This window comes from Pseudomonas xanthosomatis (assembly GCF_019139835.1).
Lineage (GTDB): Bacteria > Pseudomonadota > Gammaproteobacteria > Pseudomonadales > Pseudomonadaceae > Aquipseudomonas > Aquipseudomonas fakonensis.
This window is the reverse complement of sequence record NZ_CP077075.1, coordinates 4,762,648-4,780,599: the sequence shown is the minus strand read 5'-3', so window position 1 is coordinate 4,780,599 and position 17,952 is coordinate 4,762,648. Positions and strand designations below refer to the sequence as shown.

The 17,952-nt window shown below is 67.8% G+C and carries 7 protein-coding genes; 4 read left to right on the top strand and 3 right to left on the bottom strand.

What is annotated here, in order from left to right; all coding sequences use genetic code 11:
• The first annotated feature begins 16 nt into the window (after positions 1 to 16).
• A complete protein-coding gene (locus KSS93_RS21045) occupies positions 17 to 709 on the top strand; it encodes an alpha/beta family hydrolase (protein ID WP_225917230.1) in 693 nt (230 codons plus the stop codon).
• A 113-nt stretch (positions 710 to 822) separates the two neighbouring features.
• On the opposite strand, the gene ppnP is transcribed toward KSS93_RS21045, so the two are convergent.
• Positions 823 to 1,107: a pyrimidine/purine nucleoside phosphorylase gene (gene ppnP / locus KSS93_RS21040; protein ID WP_217839525.1), complete on the bottom strand. Its 285-nt coding sequence runs from the start codon at positions 1,105 to 1,107 to the stop codon at positions 823 to 825.
• 72 nt (positions 1,108 to 1,179) lie between these two features.
• Positions 1,180 to 1,731, bottom strand: a complete 552-nt coding sequence (locus KSS93_RS21035) for a 3'-5' exonuclease (protein WP_217885822.1) — start codon at positions 1,729 to 1,731, stop codon at positions 1,180 to 1,182.
• Positions 1,732 to 1,912: 181 nt separating this feature from the next.
• Here KSS93_RS21035 and KSS93_RS21030 point away from each other — a divergent pair, with 181 nt between their 5' ends.
• Together KSS93_RS21030 and KSS93_RS21025 are read left to right on the top strand one after the other, a co-directional pair.
• Positions 1,913 to 2,707, top strand: coding sequence for a substrate-binding periplasmic protein (locus tag KSS93_RS21030; RefSeq protein WP_217885821.1), 795 nt, complete (start codon positions 1,913 to 1,915; stop codon positions 2,705 to 2,707).
• 63 nt (positions 2,708 to 2,770) lie between these two features.
• Complete coding sequence (locus KSS93_RS21025; protein WP_217885820.1) at positions 2,771 to 3,784, top strand: GNAT family N-acetyltransferase; 1,014 nt, start codon at positions 2,771 to 2,773, stop codon at positions 3,782 to 3,784.
• Between the two features lie 315 nt (positions 3,785 to 4,099).
• On the opposite strand, the gene KSS93_RS21020 is transcribed toward KSS93_RS21025, so the two are convergent.
• The gene (locus tag KSS93_RS21020) at positions 4,100 to 4,627 is read right to left on the bottom strand and encodes an RNA polymerase factor sigma-70 (RefSeq protein WP_217885819.1); all 528 of its coding nucleotides are present in this window, start codon (positions 4,625 to 4,627) and stop codon (positions 4,100 to 4,102) included.
• A gap of 321 nt (positions 4,628 to 4,948) precedes the next feature.
• Here KSS93_RS21020 and KSS93_RS21015 point away from each other — a divergent pair, with 321 nt between their 5' ends.
• Positions 4,949 to 17,890 (top strand): non-ribosomal peptide synthetase, encoded by a 12,942-nt coding sequence (locus KSS93_RS21015; RefSeq protein WP_217885818.1) that lies wholly within the window; start codon positions 4,949 to 4,951, stop codon positions 17,888 to 17,890.
• Positions 17,891 to 17,952: the final 62 nt, after the last annotated feature.

Here is a 17,952-nt window from a genome sequence, read left to right as displayed (position 1 = left end):
TACAGCGAGGAGAAGCATGATTAATGGGCAAAGTGCCGGTATTGACGGGGATCAATGGGCGCAGATTGCAAATGCCCCAGGCTTGCGCTGCGATCCACCCAAGGTCGGCGGCGATCGCGGCGTTGGCCCGTGGTTGATCCTGGCCCACGGCGCCGGTGCGCCGATGGACAGCGGGTTCATGGACGAAATGGCGCAAAGGCTGGCCGCGCTTGGCGTAGGCGTGGTGCGCTTCGAGTTCCCGTACATGGCCCAGCGCCGGCTCGACGGTGGCCGCCGGCCGCCCAACCCGCAGAAGGTGCTGCTGCAATGCTGGCGCGAGGTGTATGCGCAGGTGCGGCCATTGGTCGCAGGCCGGTTGGCGGTGGGCGGCAAGTCCATGGGCGGGCGCATGGCCAGCCTTTTGGCCGATGAGCTGGGTGCTGATGCGCTGGTGTGCCTGGGGTATCCGTTCTATGCCGTGGGCAAGCCGGAAAAACCCCGGGTCGAGCACCTGGCCGGTTTGCGCACGCCGACGCTGATCGTGCAGGGCGAGCGCGATGCCTTGGGCAATCGGGAGGCGGTGCAGGGGTATGAGTTATCGCCGGCGATCGAGGTGAGCTGGCTGGTGGCGGGGGACCATGACCTGAAACCGCTGAAGGCGTCGGGGTTCAGCCATGAGCAGCATCTGCAGGCGGCGGCAGAAAAGGTGGCGGGGTTCTTGCTGAAATGATGTGTGCATCTTCGCGGGTGAACCCGCTCCCACAGGTCAATAGCTGGTCTTCAGACCACTGATATCCCTGTGGGAGCGGGTTTACCCGCGAAGAGGCCGGTACAGGCTGACGCTTAGTCGCGGTACTCGCACAGGTAGGCGGTATCCACGGCCACCTTCAACTGGAACTTGCTGTCGGCAGCCACGTTGAACTTGTCGCCGGCGTTGAAGGTTTCCCAGTTGTCGCTGCCCGGCAGCTTGACGGTCAGGGCGCCGGACACCACGTGCATGATCTCGCGCTTGGCAGTGCCGAACTCGTATTCGCCCGGGGCCATCACGCCGACAGTAGCCGGACCTTCATGGCCTTCGAAGGCGATCGACTTGACGGTGCCATCGAAGTACTCGTTGACCTTGAACATGGGCGACTCCTGAAAAAAGGCTGAAAAAAGGGCTGGCCAGTATGCCCAAGGCCAACCCCTGCGTCATCTGTTTCAGGCGTTGCCCGCCGGCAGGCTCAGGGGCAGCAGGCGGGCGGTGTTGCGTGCGTCTTCCAGGGCGCGGTGCTGCTGGCCGGTAAACTGCAGCCCGGCCAGTTGCAGGGCGCTGTTCAGCCCTGCCGGGCGTTGCAGGTGGCGGGCCTTGGCGAAGCGCTGCTTGAGGTTGATGTGCGGCAACTGCGCCAGCAGGCTGAGCACCTGGTGCTGCTGCCACTCCTGCAGCAGTTGCTTGCGGTCGTAGTCGCCCCAACTGACCCAGGCCTGCAGCTGCGCCTGGTGATGAATCAGCCAGCGTTCGAACTGTGCCCACACCTCGGCAAAAGGTTCGGCGCTGTCGACGCTGGCCTGGGTGATATGCGTGAGTTCGCGGCAAAACGGCGTCAGCTGCGGGCGCCGGCGCGGCCGCACGAAGCGCTGGAAGTGGTCCACCTCGCGCCCGTCGCGGGTTACCAGGCTTGCGCCGATTTCAATGATTTCCATCTCCGTGACCGGCCAGCCGCCGTCATCGGTGGTGGCTTCCAGGTCGATCACCAACCAGTGGCCCATGCCAGGCTCCCTTTCAATACAGGTGGTTTGCGGGTGCTCGACCACGCAGGCCTGTAGAGCGTAGCCAAACTCGTCGCCCGCGGCATCCCCTGGCACTTTGGCATATCCAGCGGTTGTGCCTGCCCTGGAAAACGCCTAGCTTAAGCGCATCCAGGCCAATACCCTCGATGAGTGCCCCGTCTTGATCCCACTGCCACGCCTCAACGTGCCCTCCTTCCTGCTGCTGTTGGCCGCATCGCTGGTAGCGGGCTTTATCCAGGCTGGCGAGGTGGTCGAGGTGAAGGTTGGTGCCGCGCACTTCCCGCCCTACACCGTGCGCCCCGAGCAGGGCGCCGACACCGGCCTGCTGCCGCAACTGGCCGCGGCACTCAACCGCCTGCAGGGGCAGTACCGCTTCGTATTGGTGCCCACCTCCATTCCCCGGCGTTTCGGCGACTTCCAGCAGGGCCGCACCGACCTTGCTATCTTCGAGAACCCGCTGTGGGGCTGGCAGGACATCCCGCACCAGAGCGTCGACATGGGGCTGGAAGACGCCGAGGTGTTCGTCGCCCAGGCCGCGCGTGGCCAGCACTATTTCGACAGCCTTGAAGGCAAGCGCCTGGCCCTGTTCAATGGCTACCACTACGCGTTTGCCGGCTTCAATGCCGACCCGGCCTACCTCAAGCAGCGCTACCGCGCGACCCTTACCTATTCCCACGACAGCAACCTGTCGATGGTCGAGCGCGGGCGCGCCGACATGGCCCTGGTCACCCGCTCGTACCTCAGCGATTTCTTGCGTCGCAACCCCGGCAGTGGCCAGGCGCTGATGGCCTCGCAGCGCGTCGATCAGGTCTACCACCACTACGCGCTGCTGCGCCCCGGCGCGCCGATCAGCCCCGAGGCGTTCGCCGGGCTGATGCGCCAGCTGCGTGAAAACGGCGAACTGCTGCGTATCTTCCAGCCCTTTCAAATCACCGTAGAGGCCCCGCACGACTAAATCCGCAGGGCCTGGACGCGTTCTGAAAGGTGAGCCTTTCTTTCATTTTCGTGAGCCAAGACCATGCCGTTCGATGCCGCTTCGCAGCCCCTCGCCGCGCCCCGCTGGCGTACCTTGCAGGCCGACGAGGGCGATTGCCGCCTGAGCCTTGCCCTGGAGGGCCGGCCCTTGATCAGCGTCCGCCTGGCAGCGGGCGACCCCCTTGCAGTGCACCTTGAACAACTTTGCCCCGAGCGCCCCGAGCAGGCCCTGTGGGCCGCTTGCTACTGGTTGCTGTCCCGTGACCCGGCTTGCCAGCGCCTGGCTTGGCAACTGCCGCACCCCGTCCCCCAGGCGGTTGCCAGCGGCCTGCTGCTGCCCGGCGCGCAGCCCGGGCAGTACCTGTGCGAGCGCACCCTGTTCTGGCAGCTGCCGCAGCCCTGGCTGGGCCAGTCGCCCGCTGGCGTTTACCCGCAGCAGATGCAGCTGAGCAACGGCAAGCGCCACCCACGGCGTGCACCCAAGCCCCGAGGCGAGGTGTACCGGCGCTTCGACGCGCGGCTGGGGGCCTGGGTGTCGTTGCGCACCCTTGAGGTCGATCAGGACCTTGAGCGTTTCAACCGCTGGCAGAACAACCCGCGGGTGCTGCAGTTCTGGCAGGAGGGCGGCACCCTGGCGCAGCACCGCGAGTACCTCGACAAGCTCGACGCCGACCCGCACACCCTGACCCTGATCGGTTGCTTCGACGACCAGCCGTTCGCCTACTTCGAGGCGTACTGGGCCAAGGAGGACCGTATCGCGCCGTTCTACCCGGCCGACGACTACGACCGCGGCATCCACATGCTGGTGGGCGAGGAGGCGCACCGTGGCCCGCACAAGGTGGCCAGCTGGCTGTCGGCGCTGGTGCATTACCTGTTCCTCGACGACCCGCGCACCCAGCGGGTGGTGGCCGAGCCGCGCGCCGACAACGGCAAGATGATCGGCTACATGCACGACCAGTGCTTCCACTGCGAGAAGGAATTCGATTTCCCGCACAAGCGCGCGGCGTTGATGATCCTGGGGCGCGAGCGGTTTTTCGACCACTGCAAGTTGGTGTGAAGCAAGATTCGGCTTGAACAGCGATCCCTTTAGGAGATCACTCAGTCCTTCGGGCTGCGCTGTCGCGCACAGAACTGGTCTGGCAGATGCGCCATGGTCCCTGTGGGAAGCGGCCTTGCCGGGGCGCCGTCCGGTCGCGATGGGCTGCGCAGCAGCCCCGGCAATTTTGCATGAGGCCAAGATCTTGGGGCCGCTTCGCGCCCCATCGCGACACAAGGCCGCTTCCCACAGGGACCATGGTGCATCTGCGAGACTAGTCATGTGCGCGACAGCGCATCCCGAAGGGCTTGGGGATCTCCTGCAGGGGCGGTGTCTTCAGTTCTGGCGGCTGCTCTTGCGGCAGTGAATCAGCGCATCGCGAATCATGAAGTTGACCAGCGTCGGCGACACCCCCAGCTCCTTGGCGATGTCTTTCTGCGGCACGCCATGCAGGCGGTACATCTCAAAGGCGTAGCGGGTGCGCTGGGGCAGCTCGTTCAGCGCCTCGGCAATGTCCTCAAGGGCCGCCAGGTTGATGTGCGTGGCTTCTGGCGAGGCGTTCTGGATGACCACGTTCAACCCTTCCTCCTCGCTGCCGGAGTACTTCAGCTCCATGGCCTGCTTGCGGTAGTGGTCGATGGCCAGATTGCGCACGATCTGGAACAGGTAGCTGAGCTGGGCCTTGAACGACGAGGTGATCTGCGGCGCGGCATTGAGCCGGAAGAACGCATCCTGCACCACATCCTCGGCGCGCGAGCGGCAGCCGGTGATACGTGCGGCGATCTTCACCAGGATGCTGCGGTTGTCGACGAAAGCCTGGAGCAGGGGTGAATCGCACTTACTTGTGGACATTGGTTCCGCCATGGAATTTTCACCTGGTCTCAGAGAGGGAGGGAGGCCATCCCGGCAAGGGGAGGCTACCTGCGACGAGCGACAAATTATTCAAGATGATAATGATTGTCAAATGCGGAAGTTAATGATTCTTCATTTGTATTGGTTCCAGGCCACGATCCATGACGCTTTCAATCGCACAGGTTTCATACCCCGCCGGCCAGGCCCGGCGGGTCTAATTTCTTGCCCGCTCCATCCGTTCCCTTGTGTACATCCGGTTGCCGAGCGCTGCCCGCCTGAACGGCGCGGTACAGCCCAGGCACGACTCACCCCAGACACTGGCAGGAACATTCCATGACGGACGCCTTCGAACTCCCGCACTCGCTGGTCCAGGCCCTGGCGCAACGCGCCGCCAGCACCCCGGAGCGCATCGCCTTGCGCTTTCTGGCCGACGCGCCCGGCGAGCAGGCAGTGCTCAGCTACCGGGACCTCGACCAGCGCGCGCGCACCATCGCCGCCGCGCTGCAGGCCCGTGCAGGCTTTGGCGAGCGCGCCGTGCTGCTGTTCCCCAGCGGCCCGGACTACGTTGCGGCGTTCTTCGGCTGCCTGTACGCCGGGGTGATCGCGGTGCCGGCCTACCCGCCGGAGTCCGCCCGCCAGCACCACCAGGAGCGCCTGCTGTCGATCATCGACGATGCCCGGCCGCGCCTGCTGCTCACCGTCGATGCGCTGCTCGGCACCTTGCAGGGCCTGGAAGCCCTCGAAGGCGAAGATGCCCCGGTGCTGCTGGCGGTCGACGGCCTCGACCCGGCCATGGCCGGGCAATGGCAGGCGCCGGCACTGGCTGCTGACGACATCGCCTTCTTGCAGTACACCTCGGGTTCCACCGCACTGCCCAAGGGTGTGCAGGTCAGCCACGGCAACCTGGTGGCCAACGAGCAACTGATTCGCCACGGCTTTGGCATCGACCTCAACCCGGACGATGTGATCGTCAGCTGGCTGCCGCTTTACCACGACATGGGCCTGATCGGCGGCCTGCTGCAACCGATCTTCAGCGGCGTACCCTGCGTGCTGATGTCGCCGGGCTACTTCCTCGCCCGTCCGCAGCGCTGGTTGCAGGCCATCAGCGAGTACGGCGGCACCATCAGCGGCGGCCCTGACTTCGCTTACCGGCTGTGCAGCGAGCGGGTCAGCGAGGCGGCCATGGCCGAGCTCGACCTGAGCCGCTGGCGCGTGGCCTACTCGGGCTCCGAGCCGATCCGCCAGGACAGCCTCGACACCTTCGCCGCCAAGTTCGCCGGCTGCGGCTTCGATGCCGGCAGCTTCTTTGCCAGCTACGGCCTGGCCGAAGCCACCCTGTTCGTCAGCGGCAGCCGCCGTGGCCAGGGCATCCCCGCGCTTGAGGTGGACGCCGAGGCATTCGCCGGCAACCGCGTCGAGCCGGGCCAGGGCAGCGTGCTGATGAGCTGCGGCTACCCGCAGCCCGGCCACCCGGTGCGCATCGTCGAGCCGCAGCAACTTGCCGTGCTGGGCGACAACCAGGTGGGCGAGATCTGGGCCGGCGGCCCGAGCATCGCCCACGGCTACTGGCGCAACCCCGAGGCCAGCGCCCGCACCTTCGTGCAGATGGACGGCCAGACCTGGCTGCGCACCGGCGACCTGGGCTTCATGCGCGAGGGCGAGGTGTTCGTGACCGGGCGCCTGAAGGACATGCTCATCGTGCGCGGCCAGAACCTCTACCCGCAGGACCTGGAAAAAACCCTCGAACGCGAAGTGGACCTGTTGCGCAAAGGCCGGGTGGCGGTGTTCGCCGTCGATGACCAGGGCGAGGAGGGCATCGGCGTAGCGGTGGAGATCAGCCGCAACGTGCAGAAGGCCCACAGCCCCGAATCGCTGATCAACACCCTGCGCCGGGTAATCGCCGACGCCTGCCGCCAGGCCCCGGCAGTGGTGCTGCTGCTCAACCCCGGTGCGCTGCCCAAGACCTCCAGCGGCAAGCTGCAGCGCTCGGCCTGCCGCCTGCGCATGCACGATGGCAGCCTGGATTGCTACGCACGCTTCCCGAGCGCGGATCAGGCCCACGCGGTTCAAACCACTGGTGATGGCTTGCAGGCCCGCATCGCCGGTATTTGGCGTGAGCTGCTCAAGGTCGAGGCCGTGGCGGGCGATGACCACTTCCTGCTGCTGGGCGGCAACTCCATCGCCGCCACCCAGGTGACTGCACGCCTGGCCGACGAGCTGGGTATCCAGCTAAGCCTGCGCACCCTGTTCGAGGCGCCGACCCTGGCCGAGTACTGCGCCGCCGTGGCCGCCATTCTCGCCGAAGGCGGCAACGCCAACGCCGCCATTGCCACCCAGGCCCGCGACCAGGCGCTGCCCCAGTCGCTGGCGCAAAACCGCCTGTGGCTGCTGTGGCAATTGGAGCCGCAGTCCGCCGCCTACAACATTCCGGCCGGCCTGCACCTGCGTGGCGAGCTGGACGAAGCGGCGCTGCAAGCCAGCTTCACCGCGCTGGTGGCGCGCCACGAATCGCTGCGCACCGTGTTCGACGAGGTCGATGGCCAGGCCGTGCAGCGCATCCTGCCGAGCCTGCCGTTCAACCTGCAGCACTACGACCTCGAAGGCCTGGAGCCGGCCGAAGTGGCTGCGCGCCGTGAAGACGAGGCTCAGCAGCCGTTCGACCTGCGCCAGGGCCCGCTGCTGCGGGTCACCCTGGCACGGCTGGACGACGAAGAGCACCAGCTGTGGGTGACCCTGCACCACATCGTTGCCGACGGCTGGTCGCTGAACATCCTGCTGGACGAATTCGCCCGCCTGTACGCAGGCGCAGGCAAGGCCGAACTGCCGGCCTTGCCGCTGGGTTACGCCGACTACGGCAACTGGCAGCGCCAGTGGCTGGCCGAAGGCGAGAGCGCCCGCCAGCTCGATTACTGGAAAGACAAGCTCGGTGACGAGCTACCGGTGCTCGACCTGTGCACCGACCAGCCCCGTGGCAGCCAGCAGCACAACCTGGCAGCGCGCCACAGCGTGAAGGTGCCGGCAAAGCTGGCCAGCGCCCTCGAGGCGCTGGCCCGCGACCAGCAAGCCAGCCTGTTCATGGTGTTGCTGGCTGGCTGGCAAGCTTTGCTGCACCGCTACAGCGGCCAGGGCGATATCCGCGTTGGCGTACCCAATGCCAACCGCCCACGCCTGGAAACCCAGGGCATGGTCGGCTTCTTCATCAACACCCAGGTGCTGCGCGCCGAGCTCGACGGCCGCCTGCCGTTCGCGCAACTGCTGACCCAGGTGCGCCAGGCCACCCTCGAAGCCCAGGCCCACCAGGACCTGCCGTTCGAACAACTTATCGAAGCGCTGCCCCAGGCCCGTGAACAGGGCCTGTTCCAGGTGATGTTCAACCACCAGCAGCGCGACCTGTCGGCCTTGCGCCGCCTGCCGGGCTTGCTGGCCGAAGAACTGGCGTGGCACAGCCGCGAAGCCAAGTTCGACCTGCAACTGCACAGCGAGCAGGACCACCAGGGCCGCCTGACCCTGGCCTTCGACTACGCCGCCGGGCTGTTCGAGGCCAGCACCATCAAGCGCCTGGCCGGCCACCTGCTGGCGCTGTTCGAGCAGGTGTGCGCGCAGCCGCAACTGGCCCTGGGCGAGGTGCAACTGCTCGACGCCGCCGGCCATGCCCAGCTGCTGCAGTGGGGCCAGACGCCACAGCCGGCGCCCCGGCAACTGCTGGAGCAGCTCAATGAACAGGCGCGCCTGACCCCCGAGCGCACCGCGCTGCTGTGGGACGGCGGCCAGCTAGACTATGCCACCCTGCACCAGCAGGCTAACCGCCTGGCCCACTACCTGCGCGACAAGGGCGTCGGCCCCGACACCTGCGTGGCCATCGCCCTGGAGCGCTCGCCGCAACTGCTGGTGGGCCTGCTGGCCATCCTCAAGGCCGGCGGCGCCTACGTGCCGCTGGACGTGGACTACCCGGCCGAGCGCCTGGCCTACATGCTTGCCGATTGCCAGGCCGGCCTGCTGCTCAGCGACAGCACGCTGCTGCAGCAACTGCCGCAAGTCGAGGGCGTCAGCGCCATCGCCCTTGACCAGTTGCACCTGGACAGCTGGCCAAGCCAGGCCCCGGGCCTGCGCCTGCACGGCGACAACCTCGCCTACGTGATCTACACCTCCGGCTCCACCGGCCAGCCCAAGGGCGTGGGCAACACCCATGCCGCCCTGGCCGAGCGCCTGCAATGGATGCAGCACCACTACGCGCTGGGTGACAGCGACGTGCTGATGCAAAAGGCGCCGATCAGCTTCGACGTGTCGGTGTGGGAGTGCTTCTGGCCGCTGGTGACCGGCTGCCAACTGGTGCTGGCCGGCCCCGGCGAGCACCGCGACCCACAGCGCATCGCCCAGCTGGTGCAGCAATACCAGGTGACCACGCTGCACTTCGTGCCGCCGCTGTTGCAGGTGTTCGTGCAGGAGCCGCTGGCGGCCGGCTGCACCAGCCTGCGCCGGCTGTTCAGTGGCGGCGAGGCGCTCAGCGCGGCGCTGCGTGACCGCGTGCTGCAACTGTTGCCGCAGGTGCAACTGCACAACCGCTATGGCCCGACCGAAACCGCCATCAACGTCACCCACTGGCACTGCCAGGCGGTGGATGGCGCCCGCTCGCCCATCGGCCGCCCGCTGGGCAATGTGCTGTGCCGGGTGCTGGATGATGAGTTCGAAGTGACCGCGCCGGGCGTGCCTGGCGAGCTGTGCCTGGGTGGCGCGGGCCTGGCCCGTGGCTACCTGGGCCGCCCGGGGCTGACCGCCGAACGCTTTGTGCCGCAGCCTGATGGCGACGGCGCGCGGCTGTACCGCAGCGGCGACCGCGCCCGCTGGCATGTGCGCAGCGAGTCGCTGGACTACCTGGGCCGCCTCGATCAGCAGGTGAAGGTACGCGGCTTCCGTGTCGAGCCTGACGAAGTGCAAGCGGTGCTGCTGGGCCAGCCAGGTGTCGAGCAGGCCCTGGTGCTGGTGCACAAGGACGCCGTCGGTGCCCAGCTGGTGGGCTACTACAGCGGCGTCGAGCAGAGCGCCGCGCTGCTGGCCGCACTGGCCGAGCGGTTGCCGGCCTATATGGTGCCGGCGCAGCTCATTCACCTGGCGCAGATGCCCCTGGGCCCGAGCGGCAAGGTTGAGCGCAAGGCACTGCCGGCGCCGGTGTGGCAACAACGCGAACATGTCGAGCCGCAAAGCCCGCTGCAGCAGCAGGTAGCGGCCATCTGGCGCGAGGTGCTGAACCTGCCGCAGGTCGGCCTGTTCGATGACTTCTTCGCCCTCGGCGGCCACTCGCTGCTGGCCACCCAGATCGTCTCGCGCACCCGCCAGGCCCTGGATGTCGAGCTGCCGCTCAAAGCCTTGTTCGAAGCCAGCGAGCTGGGGGCGTTCTGCGCCGAGGTGGCGCGCCTGCAAAGCAGCGGCGCGCGCAACCAGCAGGGTGCAATCGCCCGGGTCGACCGCCGCCAGGCCGTGGCGCTTTCGTACTCGCAGCAGCGCATGTGGTTCCTCTGGCAGATGGAGCCGGACAGCCCCGCCTATAACGTCGGCGGCATGGCGCGGTTCAAGGGTGCGCTGCACGTGGACGCCTTCGAGCGTGCCTTGCAGGCGCTGCTGGTGCGCCACGAAACCTTGCGTACCACCTTCCCCAGCATCGACGGCAAGCCATACCAGTGCGTGGCCGATGATGCCAACCTGCAACTGCACTGGCACGACTTCAGCGCGCTTGCCTCTGAGGTACGCCAGCAACAGCTGCAACAACTGGCCGATGAGCAGGCGCACCAGCCGTTCGACCTGGAGCGCGGGCCGCTGCTGCGCGCCTGCCTGGTCAAGGCCGACGAGCGTGAACACTACTTCGTGCTGACCCTGCACCACATCGTCACTGAAGGCTGGGCCATGGACATCTTCGCCCGCGAACTGGGCGAGCTGTACGAAGCCTTCGTCGATGAGCGCGAGTCACCGCTGGCGCCGCTGCCGGTGCAGTACCTCGACTACAGCGTGTGGCAGCGCCAGTGGCTCGAAGGCGGCGAGGGCGCGCGCCAGCTGGAATACTGGAAAGCCCGCCTGGGCGATGAACACCCGGTGCTGGCCTTGCCGACCGACCGCCCGCGCCCGGCGGTGCAGAGCCACTGCGGCGAGCTGTACCGCTTCGACCTCGACCCGGCGTTGGTGCAGCGCGTGCACGCGTTCAACAGCCAGCGCGGCCTGACCCTGTTCATGACCATGACCGCCACCCTGGCCGCCCTGCTGCACCGCTACAGCGGCCAGCGCGACCTGCGCATCGGCGCGCCGGTGGCCGGGCGCGTTCGCCCGGAAAGCGAAGGGCTGATCGGCGCCTTCCTCAACACCCAGGTGCTGCGTTGCGAGCTGGACGGGCAGATGAGCGCCGCGGCGCTGCTGGAGCAGATGCGCGAAACCATCGTCGATGCCCAGTCGCACCAGGACCTGCCGTTCGACCAGTTGGTGGAGGCTTTGCAGCCGCCGCGCTCCAGCGCCTATAACCCGCTGTTCCAGGTGATGTGCAACGTGCAGCGCTGGGCCTTCCAGCAAAGCCGCGAGCTTGCCGGCATGCAGGTGGACTACCTGGTCAACGACGCCAGCGCCACCAAGTTCGACCTGTACCTGGAAGTCACCGACCTCGACGGCCGCCTGGGTTGCTGCTTCACCTACAGCCGCGACCTGTTCGACCAGCCGCGCATCGCGCGCATGGCCGAGCATTGGCAGCAGTTGCTGGTGGCCCTGCTGGACGACCCGCAGCAGCGCCTGTGCGAACTGCCGATGCTGCTTGAAGCCGAGCAACAGGAGCTGATCGGCCAGTTGCAGGGCCAGCAGGACTTCGAGCTGAACCAGACCATCCACGGGCTGTTCGCCGCCCAGGCCGAGCGCAGCCCCGAGGCGCTGGCGCTGACCTTCGCCGGCCAGCACCTGAGCTACGCCGAGCTGGACCAGCAGGCCAACCGCCTGGCCCGGGCCCTGCGCGCGCGCGGTGTCGGCCCGCAGGTGCGGGTGGGCCTGGCGCTGGAGCGCTCGCTGGAAATGGTGGTGGGCCTTTTGGCCATCCTCAAGGCCGGCGGCGCCTACGTGCCGCTGGACCCGGAATACCCCCTCGACCGCCTGCACTACATGATCGAGGACAGCCGCCTGGGCTTGTTGATCGGCCAACGCGGCTTGCTCGATGCACTGGGCGAGTTGCCCGAGGGCGTGGCCAGCTGGTGCCAGGACGACGACGCCGCGCAGCTGTCGGCCTACAGTGCCGCGCCGCTTGCTAACCTCAACCTGCCCGGCCACCAGGCCTACCTGATCTACACCTCCGGCTCCACCGGCAAGCCCAAGGGCGTGGTGGTCAGCCATGGCGAGATCGCCATGCACTGCCAGGCGGTGATCGCCGAGTTCGGCATGCGCAGCGACGACTGCGAGCTGCATTTCTATTCGATCAACTTCGACGCTGCCAGCGAACGCCTGCTGACCCCGCTGCTGTGCGGCGCCCGCGTGGTGCTGCGCGCCCAGGGCCAGTGGGGCGCCGAAGAAATCTGCCAGCTGGTGCGCGAGCAGCAGGTGAGCATCCTCGGCTTCACCCCAAGCTACGGCAGCCAGCTGGCCCAGTACCTGGCCGGGCAGGGCGAGCAGTTGCCGGTGCGCCTGGTGATCACCGGCGGTGAGGCGCTGACCGGCGAGCACCTGCAGCGCATCCGCCAGGCCTTCGCCCCGCAGCAGTTCTTCAACGCCTACGGCCCCACCGAAACCGTGGTCATGCCGCTGGCCTGCCTGGCCCCGGACGAACTGCCGATTGATGCCGGCAGCGTGCCGATCGGCCGGCTGATCGGGGCGCGTACCGGCTACATCCTCGACGAGGACCTGGCGCTGTTGCCGCAAGGCGGTATCGGCGAGCTGTACATCGGCGGCGCCGGCCTGGCCCAGGGTTACCACGAACGCCCGGGCCTGAGCGCCGAGCGTTTCGTCGCCGACCCGTTCAGCCAGGCCGGTGGCCGCCTGTACCGCACCGGCGACCTGGTGCGCCTGCTTGCCGATGGCCAGGTGGAATACGTCGGCCGCGCCGACCAGCAGGTGAAAATTCGCGGCTTCCGCATCGAGCTGGGCGAAATCGAAAGCCGCCTGCAGGAGCACGCCGATGTCGACGAGGCGGTGGTCCTGGCCCTCGACCTGCCGGGCGGCAAGCAACTGGTGGGTTACCTGGTGTGCAAGCAGGCCGCTGCCGGCAGCGAGGCCCAGGCCGCGCTGCGTGAGGCGGTCAAGGCCGACGCCCGCCAGCACCTGCCCGACTACATGGTGCCCGCGCACCTGGTGCTGCTGGCCAGCCTGCCGCTGATGGGCAACGGCAAGCTCGACCGCCGCGCGCTGCCGGCGCCGGACCTGGAGCAGGCCCGCCAGCACTACCAGGCCCCGGCCAACGAACTTGAAGAGCAACTGGCACAGGTTTGGCGCGAGGTGCTGAACCTGCCGCGCATCGGCGTACAGGACAACTTCTTCGAGCTGGGCGGCGACTCGATCCTTTCCATCCAGGTGGTCAGCCGCGCCCGCCAGTTGGGGCTGCAGTTCACCCCGCGCGATTTGTTCCAGCACCAGACCATCCAGACCCTCGCCGCGGTGGTCACCCACAGCGAGGCGCCGGGCGATATCGACCAGGGCCCGCGCCAGGGCCGTACCGGCCTGACGCCGATCCAGCACTGGTTCTTCGACAGCGAAGTGGTGCAGCCGCAGCACTGGAACCAGGCCGTGCTGTTGCAGGTGCGCCAACCCTTGCAGGCCGAGCTGCTGGAGCAGGCCCTGGGGGCGCTGGTGCAGCACCACGACAGCCTGGGCCTGCGCTTTGCCCAGGTGCAAGGCCGCTGGCACGGCGAGTACGCCCAGCCGGCCGTGCAGCCGCTGCTGTGGACCGCTAGCGTGGCCAGCTTCGACGACTGCCAGGCGCTGTACACCGACGTGCAGCGCAGCCTCGACCTGGAACAAGGCCCGCTGCTGCGCGCCTTGCTGGTGAGCGACGGGCAGGGCGCGCAGCGCCTGCTGCTGGCCATCCATCACCTGGTGGTGGACGGTGTGTCGTGGCGGGTGCTGCTGGAAGACCTGCAGGCGCTGTACCGCGGCGCGACCCTGGCCGCCAAGACCCACGCCATGGGCGACTGGGCCGCGCGCCTGGCCAGCTATGCCGGCAGCGATTCGCTGCGCGACGAGCTGGGCTGGTGGGAAAGCCAGCTGGGCAGCGTGCGCCACGAGCTGCCCTGCGATCACCCGCAAGGTGGCAACCTGCACCGCCATGCCCGCAGCCACGCCATCGAGCTGAGCGTCGAGCAAACCCGCCAGCTGCTGCAACAGGCCCCGGCGGCCTACCACACCCAGGTCAACGACCTGTTGCTGACCGCCCTGGCCCGCACCCTGTGCCAGTGGAGCGATGACCCGCAGGTGCTGGTGCAGTTGGAAGGCCACGGCCGCGACGGCCTGTTCGAGGACATGGACCTGACCCGCAGCGTCGGCTGGTTCACCAATGCCTACCCGCTGAGCCTGAGCCCCGAGCCGGGCGACAGCGAAGCAGCCCGCGCCGCGTCGATCAAGCGCATCAAGGAACAACTGCGCCAGGTGCCGCACAAGGGCCAGGGTTACGGCGTGCTGCGCTACCTGGCCGATGACGCGGCCCGCGAGCGCATGGCGGCGTTGCCCCAGGCGCGCATCACCTTCAACTACCTGGGCCAGTTCGACCAGCAGTTCGACGACGCGGCGCTGTTCCAGCCGCTGGACGCCCCGGCCGGCCTTGCCCACGACCTCGACGCGCCACTGCCCAATTGGCTGAGCATCGATGGCCAGGTGTACGGCGGCGCCCTGCAACTGCGTTTCAGCTTCAGTGCCGAACGCTATGAGCAAGGCACCATTGCAGGCCTTGCCGATGCCTATCGCCAGGAGCTGCTGGCGCTGGTCGAGCACTGCCTGGCCGACGGCAACGGCAGCTTCACGCCGTCGGACTTCCCGCTGGCGCAACTGACCCAGGAGCAGATCGACGCATTGCCGGTCGCGGCCGCGCAGATCGAGGACGTCTACCCGCTGACGCCGATGCAGGAGGGCCTGCTGCTGCACACCCTGCTGGAGCCGGGCACCGGCCTTTACTACATGCAGGACCGCTACCGCATCAACAGTGCCCTGGACCCGGAGCGCTTCGCCCAGGCCTGGCAGGCCGTGGTGGCGCGCCACGAGGCGCTGCGCGCATCGTTCAGCTGGAACGCCGGCGAAGCGATGCTGCAGATCATCCACAAGCCGGGCCAACTGGCAGTGGACTACCAGGACTGGCGTGGCCAGGACGACGCAGCGCAGGAAGCGCGCCTGCAAGCGCTGCACAAGCAAGAGCGCGAGGCCGGCTTCGAGCTGCTGCGCGAGGCGCCGTTCCACCTGCGCCTGGTGCGCGTGGCCGACGAGCGCTACTGGTTCATGATGAGCAACCACCACATCCTCATCGATGCCTGGTGCCGCTCGCTGCTGATGAACGACTTCTTCGAGATCTACCAGGCCCTGGGCGAAGGCCGTCAGGCCCAGCTGCCGGTGCCGCCGCGCTACCGCGACTACATCGGTTGGCTGCAACGCCAGGACCTGAACGAAGCGCGCCAGTGGTGGCAGGCCAACCTGGCCGGCTTCGAGCGGGCCACGGCGGTGCCCAGCGACCGGCCGCTGCGCCATGACCATGCCGGTGACGGCATGGTGGTGGGCGACTGTTACATCCGCCTTGAAGTCAGCCAGGGGGCGCGCCTGCGCGAATTGGCCCAGGCCCACCAACTGACCGTCAACACCTTCGCCCAGGCGGCCTGGGCCCTGACCCTGGCGCGTTACAGCGGCGAGCGTGACGTGGTGTTCGGCGTGACCGTGGCCGGGCGCCCGGTGAGCCTGCCGCAGATGCAGCGCACCGTCGGCCTGTTCATCAACAGCGTCGCCCTGCGCGTGCAACTGCCGCAGCCGGGCGAAAGCCGCAGCGTGCGCCAGTGGCTGCAGGGGTTGCTGGAGCGCAACATGCAGTTGCGCGAGTACGAGTACCTGCCGCTGGTGGCCATTCAGGAATGCAGCGAGCTGCCCAAGGGCCAGCCACTGTTCGACAGCCTGTTCGTGTTCGAAAACGCCCCGGTGGAAACTGCGGTGCTCGACCACGCCCAGCACCTGAATGCCAGCTCCGACTCCGGCCGTACCCACACCAACTTCCCGCTGACCGCGGTGTGCTACCCGGGCGACGACCTGGGCCTGCACCTGTCGTTCGACCAGCGCTACTTCGACTTCGCCACCGTCGAGCGCCTGCTGGGCGAGTTCAAGCGCCTGCTGCTGGCGCTGGTGGAGGGCTTTGACGGGCAGGTGGATGCATTGGCGCTGCTGGGGGCGGATGAACAACGCTTCCTGCTGGACGACTGCAACCGCAGCGAGCACGCCTACCCGCTGGAGCGCAGCTATATAGAGCTGTTCGAGGCCCAGGTGGCGGCGCACCCCGAGCGCACCGTGGCCCGTTGCCTGGAGGCGTCGTTCGACTATGCCGGGCTGAACCTTGCCGCCAACCGCCTGGGCCACGCCCTGGTGGCGGCGGGGGTAGCGGTCGACCAGCCGGTGGCGCTGCTGGCCGAGCGCGGCCTGGCGCTGTTGGGCATGATCGTCGGCAGCTTCAAGGCCGGCGCCGGCTACCTGCCGCTGGACCCAGGCCTGCCATCGGCGCGCCTGCAACGCATCGTCGAACTCAGCCGCACGCCGGTGTTGGTGTGCAGCGCGGCCTGCGCCGAACAGGCGCGCCAGTTGATGGATGAAGTGGCCGGCGCAGTGCGGCCCACGCTGCTGGTGTGGGAAGAGGTGCAGGCCAGCAACGTGGCCACGGCCAACCCTGGCATCTACAGTGGCCCGGGCAACCTGGCCTACGTGATCTACACCTCCGGCTCCACCGGTTTGCCGAAAGGGGTGATGGTCGAGCAGCGCGGCATGCTCAACAACCAGCTGAGCAAGGTGCCGTACCTGGCCCTGAGCGAGCGCGACGTGATCGCCCAGACCGCGTCGCAGAGCTTCGACATTTCGGTGTGGCAGTTCCTCGCAGCGCCGCTGTTCGGCGCCACCGTCGAGATCGTGCCCAATGTCATCGCCCATGACCCGCAGGGCCTGCTGGCCCATGTACAGGCCACCGGCATCAGCGTGCTGGAGAGCGTGCCGTCGCTGATCCAGGGCATGCTCGCCAGCGATCACCAGGCCCTGGACGGCCTGCGCTGGATGCTGCCCACCGGCGAGGCGATGCCGCCGGAGCTGGCCGCGCAGTGGCTGCAGCGTTACCCGGGCATTGGCCTGGTGAATGCCTACGGCCCGGCCGAGTGCTCCGACGACGTGGCGTTCTTCCGCGTCGATGCCGCCTCGACCCAGGGCAGCTACCTGCCGATCGGTACGCCTACCGACAACAACCGCCTGTACCTGCTCGGCGAAGACCAGGCCCTGGTGCCGCTGGGTGCGGTGGGTGAGCTGTGCGTGGCCGGCACCGGGGTGGGCCGTGGCTATGTAGGCGACCCGCTGCGTACCGCTCAGGCGTTCATCCCGCACCCGTTCGGCGCGCCGGGCGAGCGCCTGTACCGCACCGGCGACCTGGCCCGCCGACGCCCGGACGGGGTGCTGGAGTACGTTGGCCGCATCGACCACCAGGTGAAGATTCGCGGCTACCGCATCGAGCTTGGCGAAATCGAGGCGCGCCTGCACGAGCAACCCGAGCTGCGCGATGTTGCTGTAGGCGTGCAGGAAGGCGTCAACGGCAAGCACCTGGTCGGCTACCTGGTGGCTCACCAGGGCGTGGCCGCCGACGCCGCGCTGCTCGACCAGCTCAAGCAGCGCCTGCGCGCCGAACTGCCGGAGTACATGGTGCCGCTGCACTGGGGCTGGTTCGACAACCTGCCGCACAACGCCAACGGCAAGCTCGACCGCAAGGCGCTGCCGACCATCGACATCGGCGGCCAGCACAGCCAAGCCTACCTGGCGCCGCGCAGCGAGCTGGAACAAACCCTGGCCGGTATCTGGGCCGATGTGCTCAAGGCCGAGCGGGTAGGGGTGCGCGACAACTTCTTCGAGCTGGGCGGGCATTCGCTGCTGGCCACGCAGATCGCCTCGCGGGTGCAGAAGGTGCTGGCGCTGAATGTGCCGCTGCGGGCGATGTTCGAGTGCAGCACGGTGGAGGAGCTGGCCGGGTATGTGGAGGGCCTGCAGGCCAGTGCGCTGGATGAGGACAAGGTCGATCGCCTGAGTGACCTGATGGCGGAGCTTGAGGCGTTGTAATAGGCCGGCATTCAAACCATCGCAGGGCCCCGTGGGAGCGGGCTTGCCCTGCGATGGGCTTT

Coding starts and splice junctions, on each gene's coding strand:
- ppnP (WP_217839525.1), bottom strand. CDS start 1,107: ATGTTCAAGGTCAACGAGTACTTCGATGGCACCGTCAAGTCGATCGCC.
- KSS93_RS21020 (WP_217885819.1), bottom strand. CDS start 4,627: ATGGCGGAACCAATGTCCACAAGTAAGTGCGATTCACCCCTGCTCCAG.
- KSS93_RS21035 (WP_217885822.1), bottom strand. CDS start 1,731: ATGGGCCACTGGTTGGTGATCGACCTGGAAGCCACCACCGATGACGGC.
- KSS93_RS21045 (WP_225917230.1), top strand. CDS start 17: ATGATTAATGGGCAAAGTGCCGGTATTGACGGGGATCAATGGGCGCAG.
- KSS93_RS21015 (WP_217885818.1), top strand. CDS start 4,949: ATGACGGACGCCTTCGAACTCCCGCACTCGCTGGTCCAGGCCCTGGCG.
- KSS93_RS21025 (WP_217885820.1), top strand. CDS start 2,771: ATGCCGTTCGATGCCGCTTCGCAGCCCCTCGCCGCGCCCCGCTGGCGT.